Annotated in this window: 13 protein-coding genes; 7 read left to right on the forward strand and 6 right to left on the reverse strand. The window is 68.3% G+C overall.

Going from position 1 to position 14,761, the window contains the following annotated elements:
• Positions 1 to 56: 56 nt before the first annotated feature.
• Positions 57 to 1,079 (reverse strand): FecR family protein, encoded by a 1,023-nt coding sequence (locus OIK44_RS02070; RefSeq protein WP_273668995.1) that lies wholly within the window; start codon positions 1,077 to 1,079, stop codon positions 57 to 59.
• A complete protein-coding gene (locus OIK44_RS02075; protein ID WP_273668996.1) occupies positions 1,076 to 1,567 on the reverse strand; it encodes an RNA polymerase sigma factor in 492 nt (163 codons plus the stop codon). Before OIK44_RS02075 ends, OIK44_RS02070 begins: the two co-directional genes overlap by 4 nt.
• 318 nt (positions 1,568 to 1,885) lie before the next feature.
• Between OIK44_RS02075 and OIK44_RS02080 the strand changes: the two genes are divergently transcribed.
• The 3 genes from OIK44_RS02080 to OIK44_RS02090 all read left to right on the forward strand — a co-directional run bounded on the left by OIK44_RS02080 (position 1,886) and on the right by OIK44_RS02090 (position 4,083).
• Positions 1,886 to 2,452 carry a YceI family protein gene (locus tag OIK44_RS02080; protein ID WP_273668997.1) on the forward strand — a complete coding sequence of 189 codons (567 nt, stop codon included), beginning with the start codon at positions 1,886 to 1,888 and terminating at the stop codon, positions 2,450 to 2,452.
• 178 nt (positions 2,453 to 2,630) lie between these two features.
• On the forward strand, positions 2,631 to 3,029 hold the full coding sequence (locus tag OIK44_RS02085; protein WP_273668999.1) for a GFA family protein: 399 nt from the start codon (positions 2,631 to 2,633) through the stop codon (positions 3,027 to 3,029).
• Positions 3,030 to 3,198: 169 nt separating this feature from the next.
• A complete protein-coding gene (locus tag OIK44_RS02090; protein WP_273669000.1) occupies positions 3,199 to 4,083 on the forward strand; it encodes a CPBP family intramembrane glutamic endopeptidase in 885 nt (294 codons plus the stop codon).
• Between the two features lie 15 nt (positions 4,084 to 4,098).
• Here the strand turns inward: OIK44_RS02090 and OIK44_RS02095 are convergent, their stop codons facing one another.
• Positions 4,099 to 4,944 carry an alpha/beta fold hydrolase gene (locus tag OIK44_RS02095; protein WP_273669001.1) on the reverse strand — a complete coding sequence of 282 codons (846 nt, stop codon included), beginning with the start codon at positions 4,942 to 4,944 and terminating at the stop codon, positions 4,099 to 4,101.
• Between the two features lie 331 nt (positions 4,945 to 5,275).
• Between OIK44_RS02095 and OIK44_RS02100 the strand changes: the two genes are divergently transcribed.
• A complete protein-coding gene (locus OIK44_RS02100) occupies positions 5,276 to 6,109 on the forward strand; it encodes a creatininase family protein (RefSeq protein WP_273669002.1) in 834 nt (277 codons plus the stop codon).
• Between the two features lie 2 nt (positions 6,110 to 6,111).
• On the forward strand, positions 6,112 to 7,383 hold the full coding sequence (locus OIK44_RS02105; RefSeq protein WP_420213806.1) for a YncE family protein: 1,272 nt from the start codon (positions 6,112 to 6,114) through the stop codon (positions 7,381 to 7,383).
• A gap of 46 nt (positions 7,384 to 7,429) precedes the next feature.
• Here the strand turns inward: OIK44_RS02105 and OIK44_RS02110 are convergent, their stop codons facing one another.
• From OIK44_RS02110 to OIK44_RS02120, 3 genes are read right to left on the reverse strand one after another with little or no spacing between them, the layout of a single operon-like run.
• Positions 7,430 to 10,270, reverse strand: a complete 2,841-nt coding sequence (locus OIK44_RS02110; protein WP_273669003.1) for an Hsp70 family protein — start codon at positions 10,268 to 10,270, stop codon at positions 7,430 to 7,432.
• Positions 10,267 to 12,132, reverse strand: a complete 1,866-nt coding sequence (locus OIK44_RS02115; protein WP_273669004.1) for an Hsp70 family protein — start codon at positions 12,130 to 12,132, stop codon at positions 10,267 to 10,269. The genes OIK44_RS02110 and OIK44_RS02115 overlap by 4 nt, the downstream gene beginning before the upstream one ends.
• Positions 12,129 to 12,707, reverse strand: a complete 579-nt coding sequence (locus OIK44_RS02120; protein WP_273669005.1) for a DUF2760 domain-containing protein — start codon at positions 12,705 to 12,707, stop codon at positions 12,129 to 12,131. Before OIK44_RS02120 ends, OIK44_RS02115 begins: the two co-directional genes overlap by 4 nt.
• A 483-nt stretch (positions 12,708 to 13,190) precedes the next feature.
• Between OIK44_RS02120 and OIK44_RS02125 the strand changes: the two genes are divergently transcribed.
• Entirely contained in the window at positions 13,191 to 13,949 is a 759-nt protein-coding gene (locus tag OIK44_RS02125; protein ID WP_273669006.1) for an SDR family oxidoreductase, read from the forward strand.
• A 36-nt stretch (positions 13,950 to 13,985) separates the two neighbouring features.
• Positions 13,986 to 14,759 (forward strand): DUF4349 domain-containing protein, encoded by a 774-nt coding sequence (locus tag OIK44_RS02130; RefSeq protein WP_273669007.1) that lies wholly within the window; start codon positions 13,986 to 13,988, stop codon positions 14,757 to 14,759.
• Positions 14,760 to 14,761: the final 2 nt, after the last annotated feature.

Here is a 14,761-nt window from a genome sequence, read left to right on the forward strand (position 1 = left end):
CTCATTTACCCTGACGTCCGGGATGAAAATATATTGACGCGGCGGCGCCGGCCCGCTCAGCGCGCCAGGATGCGCTGGGCGCGGCCGTCGCCGACCAGGCGCACCGGCAGGGCCAGCGGCAGCGCGGCGGCGAACTGGGCCGGCTTGCCGACGTCGAAACTGCCGCTCAGGCGCAACTGCCCGAGCGCCGGATCGCCAAGCACGAGGCCGGTGTCGGCGTAGCGCTCGAATTCGGCCAGCGCCTCGGCCAGCGTGGCGTTGTCGAAATTGACGCGGCCGTCGCGCCAGCTGCCGACGGCGGCCGGCACCACATTGGCGGGCGTGGACTGGCCGTTCGCCGCCAGGTTCAGGCCGTCGCCGGCCCACAGCGGCGCGGCGGCGGCATCGCGCCCCGGGGCCGCCACGGCGACCTTGCCCTGCTGCACGGCGACATTCACCATGCCGCCGACGTTGCGCACGGAAAAACGCGTGCCCAGCACGGTCACGCTGGCCGCTTCCGCGTACACGCGGAAGGGCCGGCTTGCGTCGTGGCTGACGTGAAACATGGCCTGGCCGCGCAGCAGGCGCACTTCGCGGCGGTCGTCATACAGGGACACTTGCAATACCGTGCCCGTGTCGAGTTCGACGGTGCTGCCGTCGGGCAGCGTCTGGCTGGCGTACTGGCCCCTGGCCGTGGCGAAGGTTTGCGCATAGTCCGCCTGCCGGCCGTGCTCGTAGAGCAGCTCGGAGCCGGCCAGGCAGCACAGCGCCAGCGCGCAGGCGGTCAGCGCGCGGCGCGGCGCCGCGCCGCCGCAGCGCCGCAGCCAGCGCAGCCACGGCGCCGGGGCGGCGTGGCCGCGCCCGCTGCGGTCGAAGGCGGCCACGCGCGCGGCCGGCAGGCGTGCCAGCAGCGCGTCGGTGTCGCACATCTGCGCCCAGGCGAGGGCGTGGGCGGGGTCGGCGTCCAGCCACTGTTGCAGTGCCGCCAGGTCGTCCGGTCCCAGGCCGGCGTCGCGCCGCAGCAGCCATTGCGCCGCCGCGATGTCGATGTTGGCGGCCCGCGCCGCCTGGTCGACAGGCTTCAAGCCGAAAGGTGTCATGCGCCGCTCCCTTCGGCCAGCGCTTTCTTGCACGCGACCATGCCGTTGATGATGTGTTTTTCCACCATGTTCACCGAGATGCCCATCTGGGCGGCGATTTCGATATGGCTCAGGCCGTCGAATTTATACAGCGCGAACGCTTGCCGGCAGCGCGGCGGCAGATTGTCTATGATGGCGAGCAAGCGGTCCATGTTTTGTCTGTCGGCCAGGCGTTGTTCCGGTTCGTCGGCGCGCGGCGCGCGCGGTTCGTGGTGTTCGATGTCCTCGTGCTGGCGGTGCAGGTGGTAGCGTTGCTGGTCGATGACGATGTTGCGCGCCGTCACGTACAGCAGCGCCCGCTCGCTGCCGTCCGGAGCCGGGGCATGGCCGCCGCGCTTGGCGGCCAGCACCCGCGCATACGCTTCCTGCACCACGTCCTGCGCTTTGTCGCGGCAGCCGGTGGCGCGCGACATCAAGCGCAGCAATTCCTGGTAATAGCGTTCAAACACCGCATCCTGCCCTGTTGAAAAAGGAAGGCATGATACCAAGAGGAATAGATAATAACAAGAATCATTCTCATTTACTTTTGTTAATGTTATATTGCCAATGCAATCTGGGGTAATGCTATATTTGCTGTGTCTGGCGCGAGGGACGCCGGGGCATATTATCGATATTTTCGATAGTAAACACGTAAAATTTGCGTTTTACAGCGTGGTTTTTGGCATGCATAATCGTTCTCACTACCGCAAGCAAGTCGGGCATGGCCAGCCATGCGGCCTGGACTGCCCGAATTGACGCATACAACTATTAACCTTGGAGTCTCACCCATGAAGAAATTGCTCGCTTTTGCCGCCGTCGCCGGGATCTCGATGGCCGCTGTCGCCGCCCCGGAAACCTATGTCATCGACAGCAGCCACACGGCCTCGCGCTTCGAATACAACCACCTGGGCTTCTCGAACCAGCTGAGCCGTTTCGATTCGACCACGGGCAAGATCGTGCTCGACCGCGCCGCCAAGACCGGTTCCGTCGACGTCGTCATCGACGCCAAATCCGTCAACACCGGTTTCGCGCTGTTCAACGGCCACATCCAGGGCGAAGACTTCCTCGACACGGCCAAGTATCCGACCATCACCTACCAGTCGAGCAAACTCAACTTCGTTGGCGACAAGCTGGCCTCCGTTGACGGCAATCTGACCATCAAGGGCGTGACCAAGCCGGTGACGCTGACGGTGACGTCCTTCCATTGCGCGCCCCATCCGATGATGAAAAAAGACGCTTGCGGCGCGAACGCCGTGGCGAAAATCAAGCGCACCGAGTTCAACGCCGGCAAATACGCGCCGAACGTCGGCGACGATGTCACGCTGAGCTTTGCGGTTGAGTCGCTGAAGGAATGAGTTAAGTTCCCCGTCTCTGGCTTGGACGTCTGATACGGTGGCTTGAAATGGCGGTGCGGCTGAGTCTGCACCGCCATTTTTTCATGGGTTTTTGCGCTGGCGCAGCCGGCCGGCCCGCGCGCGCCCCCTTTGCTCCGCCGGCGACGTACTATGCCTGGATAGGATGAAAGGAGATGCCATGTTACACGGCGGATGCTTCTGCGGCGCGCTGCGTTACGAAACGACGGGCGCGGCCGCGCACCGCACGAATTGCCATTGCACGATGTGCCGTGGCACCAGCGGCGCGCCCTTCCTTGCCTGGTTCACCGTGGCGCGCGCCGGGTTCCGCTTCGTCCAGGGCGAAGCGACGCGTTTCCACTCCAGTCCGATGGCGACGCGCACCTTCTGTCCCCGTTGCGGCACCCAACTGACGTTCGAGGAGGCGGGCCGCCCGGACGAGCTCGATGTCACCACTTGCAGCCTGGATGATCCCGAACAACTGCCGCCGCAGCAGCATATCTATACCCGCAGCCAGCTCGGCTGGGTCAAGCTGGCGGACGGCTTGCCCACCTATCGGGGAGCGCGCGCGGACGGCTGAGCGTGGCCGCCCGCGCCCCGCCATGGCGCCTTGGTCGTACCCGCCAAACTGCATACTGCGCGGCCTATGTGCAGTTCATCGCAAAATTTGTACTAATAAGCAAGTTTTCAATATACTCCACTTCTCAGCGTTTGCCGCGCGAGACTTCAACCACCACGAGCGGAGTCCTATGAAAATTTTCTTTTTCGATGAGCAGCATCAGTTGCGTAACGGCTGGAAAATACTCGCCTTCCTGGCCGTGACGGCCAGCCTCATCTTCCCTTCGGTTCTTGTTCTGAAGACGCTGCCGCCTGAGCTAAGAATGTATGCGCCCAAGATTGTTTTCCTCGTCGTCGGCGTGCTGACCGCCACCTGGCTGTGCTTGCGCGCCGAGGGCCGCTCCCTCGCCAGCGTCGGCTGCCGGCTGGACCGGCGCTTCGGGCGGCAGTTCGGCCTGGGCCTGGCCGGCGGCGTCGGCGCGCTGCTGCTGGTGGCGCTGCTGGTGCGCATGAGCAACGGCTATCACCTGGTCGTCGCATCGCATGCCGCCTTGCCGAATCTGCTCAAGGGTGCCGTTTTGATGCTGGGCATCGCCGCGATGGAGGAATTGGCCTATCGCGGCTATGCCTTCCAGCGGGCGATCCGGGGCATGGGCGTGTTGGGCGCGCAACTGCTATTCGCCGTCATTTTCTGCGCCAGCCACCCGTTAAATGGCGGCATGAGCGTGGCAATGATGCTGCTCGTGATGCTGAACATTTTTCTTTTCGCGATCATCGCCGGCATTTGCTATGTCCGAACCGGCTCGCTGGCCGCCTCGATCGGCGTGCACATGGGATGGAACTGGGCTCAGCAAAGCCTGGGATTCGGCGTCGGCGGCGCCGACGTTCACGGCTGGTATGCGCCGGTCTTCCATGGCCGCCCCGACTGGTTGACCGGCGGCGCGTTTGGCCTGGAGGCTTCCGCCGCCAGCACCATCATTCTGGTGGGAGCCACCGTCGTGCTGGCGTGCTGGCGGGGAGAAAAAGCCGTTGCGCCGTCGGCCGCCCGGCGCGGCGCGCGCGTGCGCGCCGCCTAGGCGCCTGCGCGGCCCTTATGCCGTCGCCAGGAAGCCGGCGATGAGGGTGTTGATCGCGTCCGGCGCGTCCTCCAGGCTGTAGTGCCCCACGCCGGGCAGCAGGTGTTGTTGGGCATGCGGGAAGAGCGCGCCGAACAGCGGCAGGAAGTGCTGTGCGTGCAGCGTGCGGTCGGCTTGCCCCCAGATGGCCATTGCGGGCCTGGCGCTGATCGCGCGTCTGGCTTCCTCGCCGGGCGCCTCGAACCGGTGCGCATTGGTGGCGAAGCCCTTGGCCCAGCCGATCACGCCGGCGCAATCTTCCCGCGTGGCGTAGTGTGCGGCGTAGGCGTGCAGCCATTCATCGGTGATCAGCTTCTTGTTTTCAAAGCCATTCAGTGCGAGCGTGCTGAGGATGTTGTAGCCCGATTCGGCAAGCACGCCTTCCAGCCGTCCTTGCGCTTCCGCCTTGAGTATCCATTGGAACCATGGCGATACCTGGGCATTGGCGATGAGCCGCTCCATCAGGTCCGGCTGGCCGAACGGCGTCGGACCGTTAACGGAAATGATGGCGCGGATGCGGTCCGGGTGGCGCGCGGCCAGGCCCATGCCGACCGGACCGCCAAAGTCGTGCATCACCAGCGTGATGTCGCGCAGATCGAGTGCCAGCACCAGCCGTTCGAGATTGTCGATGTGGTCTTGCAGCCAGTAGCTGCGGTCCTGTGGCGTCGCGCTTTTGCCGAAGCCCATGTGGTCGGGCGCGATCACGCGGTAGTTCGGGCGCAGCGCGGCGATCAGGTGGCGGAACAGGTAACTCCAGGTGGGTTCGCCGTGCAGGCAGAGCACGATGCGCGCATCGCGCGCGCCTTCGTCCACGTAGTGCATGCGGAATCCGGGTGCGTCGCTGTAGTGGGCCGGGAAGGGGAAATGGAACATGGATGTCTCGCTTTCTCCAAAATGGTTTTAATTTGAAACCACATTATTTATACCTGATGTGGTTTTAATATGCAAGCGGCCATGCTGCGAGGGGGCGTGATAGTAATGCTTAGGCAATATGGCAGGGCGGCATTTGCATGTCATTTGATCTACATCAATGAAATCTGCCATTCAAGCGAGGACACTGGGGCACCGTCGCTCTTTTAAATTGCCCAGCATGAAATTGTACTGCCTGTTTGACGGTGTTTTGAGCCTGCGCCATTCTGCGCGCGGGCGGTTTTTGCTTGTCTGCGCCGTCGCTTGCGCCGCCACCCAGCCGGTGTGGGCCGCCGCGGCCGGCCCGGCCAGCGTCTATCTTGAAGATTTGACGACGTCCGAACTGCGCGGGCGCATCGCCGCCGGCGCCACCACGGTGCTGGTGCCGATAGGCGGCACCGAGCAGAGCGGTCCCTACCTGGCGCTGGGCAAGCACAATGTGCGCGCCCGCGTGCTGGCCGGGCAGATCGCCCACGGCCTCGGCAACACGGTCGTCGCGCCCGTGCTGGCCTATGTGCCGGAAGGGGCGATCCGTCCGCCGGCCGGCCACATGCGCTTCGCCGGCACCATTTCCATCCCCGACGCTGTCTTCGAGGCGCTGCTGGAGGCGACCGCGCGCAGCTTCAAGCAGCACGGCTTCCGCGACGTCGTCTTCCTCGGCGACCACGGCGGCTACCAGCAAAACGACAGCAGGGTGGCGGCGCGCCTGAACCGCGAATGGGCGGCCGACCCGGCCTGCCGCGTGCACGCGCCGCCCGAGTATTACCAGAGCACGCAGTTGGCCTACGTGGCCGAGTTGAAGCGGCGCGGCTTCGGCGACGCCGAGATCGGCACCCACGCCGGCCTGGCCGACACGGCGCTGACGCTGGCCATCGACACATCGCTGGTGCGCGCCGATGCCTTGGCGCGGGCCGGCAAGCCGGGCGCCGCCGACGGCGTCCACGGCGACCCGCGCCGCGCCACGGCCGAACTGGGCCAGCTCGGCGTGCAGCGCATCGTCGATGCCTCCGTCGCCGCCATCCGCACATTGATACGCGAGCGCCAGCATGGCGCCGCCCCAACCATGAACAGGAAATGATCTTGAAATCGACAAAAACCTTGCGCGCAGGCGCAGCCCTGGGCCTGCTGGCCGTTGCCGGCGGCGTCGTCGCCCTGCGTAGCGTCGCTGCGGCCTCCGCCGGCGCGCCGGCGCCGGCCAAGCCGGCGGCCATCGTGACGGTGCCGGGCATGCCGCCCGTTATCAATCCGCTCAATATTTATAGCGAAACGGCGGCCAACCGCCTCAGCGCGACCGTCAAGGACGACCTAGAGCGCGTGTATGTGCCGAACCTGCGCTCGAACGACGTCTACGTGATCGATCCGGCCAGCATGAAAGTGGTGGACAAGTTTAAAGTCGGCAAGGCGCCGCAGCACGTGGTGCCGTCCTGGGACTTGCGCACGTTGTGGGTGGCCAACAATGCCGAGCGCACCAACAAGGGCAGCGTGACGCCGATCGATCCGCAGACGGGCAAGCCGGGCAAGGCCATCGACGTCGACGATCCGTACAACGTCTATTTCACGCCGGACGGCCGCTCGGCCATCATCGTCGCCGAGGCCAAGCACCGGCTCGACTTCCGCGTGCCGCAGACGATGGCGCTGCAGTACTCGATCGACGTGCCGCAGTGCGGCGGCATCAACCACGCCGATTTTTCCATCGACGGCCGCTACGCGCTGTTCACCTGCGAGTTCGAGGGCAGCGTCGCCAAGATCGACATGGTCAACCGCAGCGTGCTGGGCTACCTGAAACTGAAGATGCCGCGCACGCGCATGAAGGACGCGCCGGTGCCGGACGGCCCGGGCGCCAGTGAAATCTGCAGTTCGAGCAAGGGCATGCCGCAGGACATACGCATTGCGCCGGACGGCAAGCGCTTCTACATCGCCGACATGGAGGCGGACGGCGTGCACGTGGTCGACGGCGACGCCTTCAAGGAAATCGGCTTCATCCCCACCGGCCTGGGCGCGCACGGCCTGTACCCCAGCCGCGACGGCAAGCAGCTGTATGTGGCCAACCGCGGCACGCACAAGATCCACGGCGCGCGGCGCGGCCGAGGCGGCGTGACGGTGATCGACTTCGCCAGCGAGAAGGTGGTGGCGCAGTGGCCGGTTCCCGGCGGCGGCAGTCCGGACATGGGCAACGTCAGCGCCGACGGCAAGTCGCTGTGGTTGTCGGGCCGCTTCGACGACGTCGTCTACCGCTTCGACACGGGCACCGGGGCGGTGGCCCAGGTCAAGGTCGGGCAGGAGCCGCACGGCCTGACCGTCTGGCCGCAGCCGGGCCGCTACTCGGTCGGCCACACCGGGAATTTGCGCTGACCTTGCCGCCGCATTTCCAGCCGCAGGCCGGGGGCGCGCCCCCGGCTTAGCTGATCAGCTTCAGCCCCGGCGGCAGCGATTCGCCCAGCATGCGCCTTTCGTTCACCGCGTCCAGTTGCACGACTTCGCGCACCATCGCGCTCCACGTGGCCGGCGCGTTGACGGCCGCCAGGCGGCGCAGGATGGCTTCGCGCAGCGCGTCGTCGACGTCGCGCGAGCGGTCGCCCGTCATGCGCGCCATGTGCGCGGCGGCGAAACCGGCCGGTTCGACGCGTTTCCAGTCCAGCGCCAGCACGGCCGCCAGCCAGTCGGCCACGCTGTCGGGCGGCACGACGTCGTGCGCGCTGCCGTAGAACGGCTGGCGCGCGCCTATCCTGCCCAGCGCCCATAGCCTGCGGCTGTCGATGCCGTCGGCCTGCGGCGCGCCGCTGTCCAGCCGGCCCAGCAGCCAGGCGCCGATTTCCGCCTTGTAGCCGGCGGGAATGCGTTCCAGCGAGGCGCCCAGGCGCATCATGTCCTCGTCGCTGCCCTTGACCAGGGTGGCGGGGCGCCGCCGTTGTTCCTCCGGGTCGGTTTGCAGGTTGAAGGCGAAGTCGTCGAGCAGGCGCAGTTGTTGCGCCGCGTCCAGGCCGCCGGCGACGCGGCGCCACAGCGTCCACCATTCGGCGCAGACCTGGCTGTCCTTGTGGTGTTGCACGCCCGCCTCGAACAGGGGCCACAGTTGTTCGATGCGCCAGGCGTCGAGCGGGTGGCCGAAGCCGGGGCGCAGGCAGTAGCCGGCCAGGTTGAGCCAGGCCCGTTCGTGTTCGGCCGAGCGGCGCCGTCCGCGCGCGCGTTGCAGCAGCGCGTCGAACAGTTGCCGCAGCAGGGGCGTGGGCCAGCCGTCGCGGCCGCCCAGCAGCTGCTCCAGGTGCTGGCGCAATTGCCGCACTTCCTTGGGGGCCACTTGCTGGCCCTTGCTGCCGAAGATGCGCTCGATCTTCTCCAGCGCCTCGGCGTAGCGGGGCGGCAGCCTGTGCTCGCTTGCCGGCGGGTCGGCGGCCTCCGCGTCCTGTTTGCGCAACTGGAATTCCAGCAGCCAGCGCTGGCCGCAGGCGGCGTCGCCGTCGGCCGCCACGCAATGCACTTCCAGCGTGCCCACCTCCGTCAAGGCCGTCGCCAGTTGCACGGGGATGTCGCGCTGCTCTTTCGCCGCGCCCGCCTGCAGCACGGTGGCGATAGGCGGCAGGCGCAGGTAGTCGCCCTGGCCCAGGTCGACCAGCTCGCCCAGTTGCGGCGGCTTGCCGGCCTCGGCAATCGACGAGGCCAGGTGGAAGCGCACGGGCCGGCCCAGGCGCAGCGCGAAGCTGCGCTCCGTCAAGCGTATTTCCCGGCCTTGCGCGCTGCCGCGCGGCAGGATGCAGACGGCGCGGCGCGCGCCGGCGCCATCCTCCTTCTCCTGGTCGAGCACGAGGAAGTAGCTGCGCGGCGAGCCGCCGCCGATGACGGGGGCGCGGCCCAGCTGGCCCAGCGCGTAGGCGACGCCGCCGCGGGCGACGGCGACGTCGGGATTGTCGTTGTGCAGCAGGCGCAGCGGCGCGCCGCGCCAGCCGGCCAGCGTCGCTTCCAGGCGCCGCGCCAGCGCGTCGGCGCGGAACACGCCGCCGTTCAGCAGCAGGGTGTCGGGAATCGCCGGCGCGGCGTCGTCCTCGTCCAGGCCGAGGGCCGCGCGCGCCGCCGTCGCGTGCTGTTGCAGGAAGCTGGCCAGTTGCCGCGTGATGGCGGCGTCGCTGGCGTAGGGCAGGCCGAATTCGACGATGCCGCCGCGGCCCGGCCTGGCCGCCGCGTCGGCGCCGACGAGGGGGAAGAAGCCGTCGACGACGAGGCCTTCGACTTCCGCGCGCGTCAACTCGACGGAGCGGCTGCCGCCGACCAGGCGCGAACCGGCGCCCAGCAGGGTGACGGTGGCGCGCTCGGGCGCGTCGGCGGCCAGCAATTGCTCCTTGGCGGCGCGGCAGCGCTCCATCAGTTGCGACAGGCGTCCGGCCGACAGGCGCGCCGCCGGCGCCGGGTCGGACGCGGCCAGGCGCGTTTCCACCAGATGGGCCAGCGCCAGGTCCATATTGTCGCCGCCCAGTATCAGGTGCTTGCCGACGCCGATGCGGCTCATTTGCGGCGCGCCATCGGCCATCTCGACCTTGATGAGGCTGAAGTCGGTGGTGCCGCCGCCGACGTCGCACACCAGCACCAGGCGGGTGTGCGCCAGCTCGCTCTGCAGCGCGGCGCGGTGGCGGAACAGCCAGTCGTAGAAGGCGGCCTGCGGCTCTTCCAGCAGGCGCAGGCTGGGCAGGCCGGCCTGGCGCGCCGCCGCCATCGTCAGCGCGCGGGCGGCGTCGTCGAAGGAGGCGGGGATGGTCAGGACGACTTGCTGCTGTTCCAGCGGCTGCTGCGGGAAGCGCCAGTTCCACGCGGCGCGCACATAGGCCAGGTAGCTGGCGCTGGCGGCCACCGGCGACACCTTGGCGACGTCGGCCTCGGCGCCCCAGGGCAGGATGGGCGCGAGGCGGTCCACCTGCGCGTGCGACAACCAGCTTTTGGCGCTGGCGACGAGGCGGCCGGGCGCCTGCGCGCCCAGCTGGCGCGCCAGCGTGCCCGTGACGACCCGCTCCAGCCCGGCCACGTCCGTCTGCGGCCAGGGCAGTTGCAGCGCGCCGTCCGCCAGCTCGCCGGGGGCGGGGTGGTAGCGCAGCGACGGCAGCAGCGCGCGCGCGCCCACCTCGCCCGGCGCGAGCAGCTGTTCGATGTCGAACAGCGCGATCGCGTCCCGGCCCGCCGCGGCGCCTATCGGCGCGTAGGCCAGGACCGTGTTGGTGGTGCCGAGGTCGATGCTGACGACGTATTGCTTCATTGCCCGTCGGTCTGGCCCGCGCCGCGCACGTCGAACTCGACCTTCCAGCGCTCCTCGCCGCTGCGCGAGACGGCCATCAGCTCCAGCGTGCCGGCCTCGGTGACCTTGGCGTGCAGCTTGACTTGCACCACGTCGCCGGCCTGGCGGCCCTCGGCCGACAGCGTGGCGTGGATCTCGTTGAGTTCCTGCAATTCGTCGGCTTGCCAGAAGTCCAGTATCGTGCCGATCTGGTCTTGCCGGCGCACCGAGGAGCCGAAGAAGCGGAAATGCACGGGCGTGCCGACGACGAGGCCGAATTCCTGGCTCGGCAATTCCACCTCGCTGCCTTCCTCCATGCCGAACGGCGCCAGGCACAGGGCCTGGATGGGCGGCTCCATGCCGGGAATGGCCGGCATCGCCGATTCCACCGCGACATAGTAGGAGCGGGCCGTGCCGCCGCGTATGCGCACGCCGTTGCCGCGCCGCACATAGCTGTAATAGGCGGCGCCGCGCGCCACGGCCAGGTCGAGGTCGGCGCCGCCGAGCATGCGCGCCGGCTCCGCCCCTTCCATGTACAGCCAGTCGTTGACGGTGGCGAGGATGCGCTCGACCAGGATGTCGGACTTGAACACGCCGCCGTTGAACAGCACGGCCGTCGGGTGCAGGAAGCTGGCCTCGGCGTTCGACTTGCCGGCGAAGCCCTCCAGCGCGCTGGTGGCCTCGACCTGGCGGCCGAGGAAGGCGGCCAGGTGGCGCGTGATGGCCGCGTCCTGGGCGTAGGGCAGGCCGAGCTGGGTCAGGCCGGCGCGCGCGCGCACGGCCGGCCGGGCCGAGGCTTCCACCTGCGGGAAGAAGCCGTCGAGGATGAAGGTACTCACTTCGGCGCGCGTCAGCTCGGTGCGGATCGAGCCGCCGATCAGCTTCGAGCCGCGGCTCGGCACGACGATGGGCAGCGCGGTGAGGCTGGCGTCGGCCAGCAGGCTTTCTTTGGCGCTGCGGCAGCCGTAGGTCAGCGCGCGCATTTGCCAGGGGTCGAGCTGGGTGCCGGCGGCGGCGACCTTGCGCGCCACCAGGTGGGCCAGCGCCAGGTCCATATTGTCGCCGCCCAGCAGGATGTGGTCGCCGACGGCGACGCGGTGCGGTTCCAGATTGCCGTCGCGTTCGAGGATGGCGATCAGCGAAAAATCGCTGGTGCCGCCGCCGACGTCGACGACGAGGATGATGTCGCCGGGCTTGGCCTGCTTGCGCCAGCGCCCCTCGCTGCCCTGGATCCAGCTGTACAGCGCCGCCTGCGGCTCTTCCAGCAAGGTCAGCGAGGCGTAGCCGGCCGTCGTGGCGGCCTCCGCCGTCAGCGCGCGCGCGGCCGGGTCGAAGGAGGCCGGGATCGTCACGGTGATTTCCTGCTCGGCGAACGGCGCCTCGGGGTGGGCCGCGTCCCAGGCCTGGCGCAGGTGCTCCAGGTAATGGGTCGAGGCGGCGATCGGCGACACGCGCGCCACCTCGGCCGGCGCGTCGTGGGGAAGGATGGCGGCGCGGCGGTCGACGCCGGGGTGGCACAACCAGCTCTTCGCGCTCGACACGAGGCGGATCGGCGTGGTGGCGCCGCGGCTGCGCGCCATCTCGCCGACCACCAGGGCGGCTTCATCGCCCTGTTCGCGCCAGGGCAGGTCCAGCTCGCCCGGCGCCATTTCTTCGGCGTGCGGCAGGTAGAGGAAGGACGGCAGCAGCGGCAGTTCCGCGACGGTGCCGGGCGCCGTCAGCTGCGCCACGGCCAGCACGGCGTGGGCCGATCGCTCGCCGTCGCTGGCGTCCAGGTCGACATACGCCAGCGCGCTGTGGGTGGTGCCGAGGTCGACGCCGATGGCGAAACGGGCCGCGCTCATAACTCCACCTCGGCCGGCGCCAGCACGGTGGCGTCGTGCGACTCCGTCAGCTTCGGCAGGCGCACGCTGGCGGCGCGCCAGCCGCGGTGGCTGAGGCTGCCGCGGAAGGGCGCGCTGCCCACCACATTGCCGGTCAGGCGCACGGCGCCGGCGTCGAAGCCGGCGTCGAGCACGACGCGGCTGCCCTCGGCCTCGCCGCGCACCGGCTCGATGGTGAAATGCTCGCGCAAGACCTTGCCGCAGCCTTCGTGGACGACGCGGGCGGCGGCGCCGATGTCGGCGTCGGAATAGGCGCTCAGGTTTTCCTGCGTGAAATCGATCAGGCGGGCCTCGCGCTGCAGCAGGGCCAGCAGTTGCAGGGCGGCGTCCGGGCTCGCTTCCTTGAGCGCGCGCACGGGCGCCGGCTCGGGCGCGCGCGTCGGCGCGGCCGGGGCCGGGGCCGCGGCCGGCTCGGACAGCGCGCGCACGCGGGCCGCGTAGGCCGGGTCGGACAGGGTGCTGAAGAAGGCGCCGAAGGCGAGCGGGATTCTGCTCCAGAACGACAGCGGCTGCGGATGGGGGGTCGAGTTGCTCATTGGATGCCCATGAATAGGAAGGGTTCTAAATAAAATAAGGCCGGCGCCAGGCAAAGGCGAGGCGGACCCGATGAATGTGATGCTGATGCAAATGGGGCCGGGCGGCGGGCCGGGCGGTGCGCCTATCCGGTAGGTGCGCCGCAACACGGTGCAATCGCGCTCCAGGCAACAAATTGGATCGCCTGCCCCAAAGTCGGTTCGCATGATACCAGTTGCCGCCCGCCGGGGACAGACCACGATTTCCCGGCCAAATTGCCGGGAAATCGTGGTCTGTCCCCGGCTTTCATGCTGCGATGCACCATAGTGTTGTCGATTTTTCAGGATTTTTGGTGGTTTTTTTGCAAATTTCTTGTTTCAGATCTAGGTCTTGGGCCTGCGTGCGCGGACTTGCCGCCGCCGCCGGATGGGGTAATATGCATCTTTTTCATAAAAGCAATGTCCAAGGTCGCGGCGCCGGGCATTATTTCAGGAAGGGAATTGACTATGCAGTGTGCAGCAACAGCTCTGGCCCTGGCGGGCAAGGCCGCCATCGTGACGGGCGCCTCGCGCGGCATCGGCGCGGCGATTGCGCGCCGCCTGGCGGCCGACGGCGCGGCCGTCGCCATCACCTACCATGCCTCGCCCGAGAAGGCGGCCGGCGTCGTGCGCGCCATCGAGGCGGCGGGCGGACGCGCCATCGCCATCCAGGCCGACGCCGGCCAGCCGCAAGCCGTGCGCGCCGCCGTCGCCGAGGCGGCCGCCGCCTTCGGCAAGATCGATATTCTCGTCAATAATGCCGGGGTCGGCGTGCTCGGCGCGGTCGACGAGATTGCCTTCGAGGATTACCAGCGCGTCATCGACGTTAACGTCACCGGCGTGTTCGTGGCAACCCAGGAAGCGCTGCGCCACATGGGGCAGGGCGGCCGCATCGTCCACATCGGCAGCTCGATGGTGCAGTACGCCGGCATCGCCACGGCCTCCGCCTACACGCTCAGCAAGGGCGCGATCAGCGGCTTCACGCGCGGACTGGTGCGCGACCTGGGGCCGCGCGGCATCACGGTCAACACCGTGCATCCGGGGCCGACCGACAGCGACATGAACCCGGCCGACGGCCCGCTGGCGGAATTCGTCAAGCCGGGCATCGCGCTGGGGCGCTACGGCAGCGGCGACGATGTGGCCGCCGCCGTGGCCTACCTGGCCAGCGCGCAGGCGGCGTTTGTCACCGGCGCCGAGTTGCTGGTCGACGGCGGTTTCACCGCCTGATATTCACCGGGGCCTGCCCCACTCAGGAAAGAAGTAATGAAGATTGCATTGACGGTGTTGTTGGGTATGTTGTTGCTTGGCGGTTGCAGTTCGAAGGGCGGGGATGCGGATAGCCAGGGCGGCGCGGCCAAGGTGGCCGATAGGGGCCGCGGCGCTTACCTGGCGTATGTGCACGCGCTGTCGGTGGATACCGCCGAGGCCGATGTCAGGGGGCTGCACGATAGCCTGATCGCCGCGTGCAAGGCCGAGCCGGCCGACGGCTGCGTCGTGCTCGATTCCAGCCTCAGCGGCGGGCGCAGCGTCGACGCGCGCGTCAGCTTCCGCGCCACGCCCGCCGGCGTGCAGCGCCTGATCGGCCTGGCCGCCTCCGGCGGCGAGCTGGCCAGCCAGTCGACCAAGGTCGAGGATTTGGCCGGGCCTATTGTCGACAGCAACAAGCGCCTCGACATGCTCAAGCAGTACCAGCAGAAATTGCGCGAGCTGGAGCGGCGCGCCGACCGCGACGTCGACGCCTTGATCAAGGTGTCGCGCGAGCTGGCCTCGGTGCAGTCGGAGCTGGAGCAGGCCAGCGGCGACAATGCGCGCCTGCTGGAGCGGGTCAACAAGGACGTGCTGAACGTGTCGATCGGCGCGCGCATGAAGCGGGCGTTCTGGAAGCCGGTGGGGCTGGCGCTGGATGAGTTCTCCGGCAATTTATCGAACGGCATATCCGGCGCGATCACCGGCTTCGCCTACATCCTGCCGTGGCTGCTGGCCTTCGCCCTGCTGTTCCCGCTGGCGCGCAAGGCTTGGCGCAAGCTGCGCCCCTGATC

It is taken from the genome of Janthinobacterium fluminis (genome assembly GCF_028595325.1).
Lineage (GTDB): Bacteria > Pseudomonadota > Gammaproteobacteria > Burkholderiales > Burkholderiaceae_D > Janthinobacterium > Janthinobacterium fluminis.

Bases quoted from the DNA above. Each gene is read 5' to 3' on its own strand.
- OIK44_RS02070 (WP_273668995.1), bottom strand. From the start codon at position 1,079: ATGACACCTTTCGGCTTGAAGCCTGTCGACCAGGCGGCGCGGGCCGCC.
- OIK44_RS02080 (WP_273668997.1), top strand. From the start codon at position 1,886: ATGAAGAAATTGCTCGCTTTTGCCGCCGTCGCCGGGATCTCGATGGCC.
- OIK44_RS02085 (WP_273668999.1), top strand. From the start codon at position 2,631: ATGTTACACGGCGGATGCTTCTGCGGCGCGCTGCGTTACGAAACGACG.
- OIK44_RS02090 (WP_273669000.1), top strand. From the start codon at position 3,199: ATGAAAATTTTCTTTTTCGATGAGCAGCATCAGTTGCGTAACGGCTGG.
- OIK44_RS02095 (WP_273669001.1), bottom strand. From the start codon at position 4,944: ATGCACTACGTGGACGAAGGCGCGCGCGATGCGCGCATCGTGCTCTGC.
- OIK44_RS02110 (WP_273669003.1), bottom strand. From the start codon at position 10,270: ATGAAGCAATACGTCGTCAGCATCGACCTCGGCACCACCAACACGGTC.
- OIK44_RS02115 (WP_273669004.1), bottom strand. From the start codon at position 12,132: ATGAGCGCGGCCCGTTTCGCCATCGGCGTCGACCTCGGCACCACCCAC.
- OIK44_RS02120 (WP_273669005.1), bottom strand. From the start codon at position 12,707: ATGAGCAACTCGACCCCCCATCCGCAGCCGCTGTCGTTCTGGAGCAGA.
- OIK44_RS02125 (WP_273669006.1), top strand. From the start codon at position 13,191: ATGCAGTGTGCAGCAACAGCTCTGGCCCTGGCGGGCAAGGCCGCCATC.
- OIK44_RS02130 (WP_273669007.1), top strand. From the start codon at position 13,986: ATGAAGATTGCATTGACGGTGTTGTTGGGTATGTTGTTGCTTGGCGGT.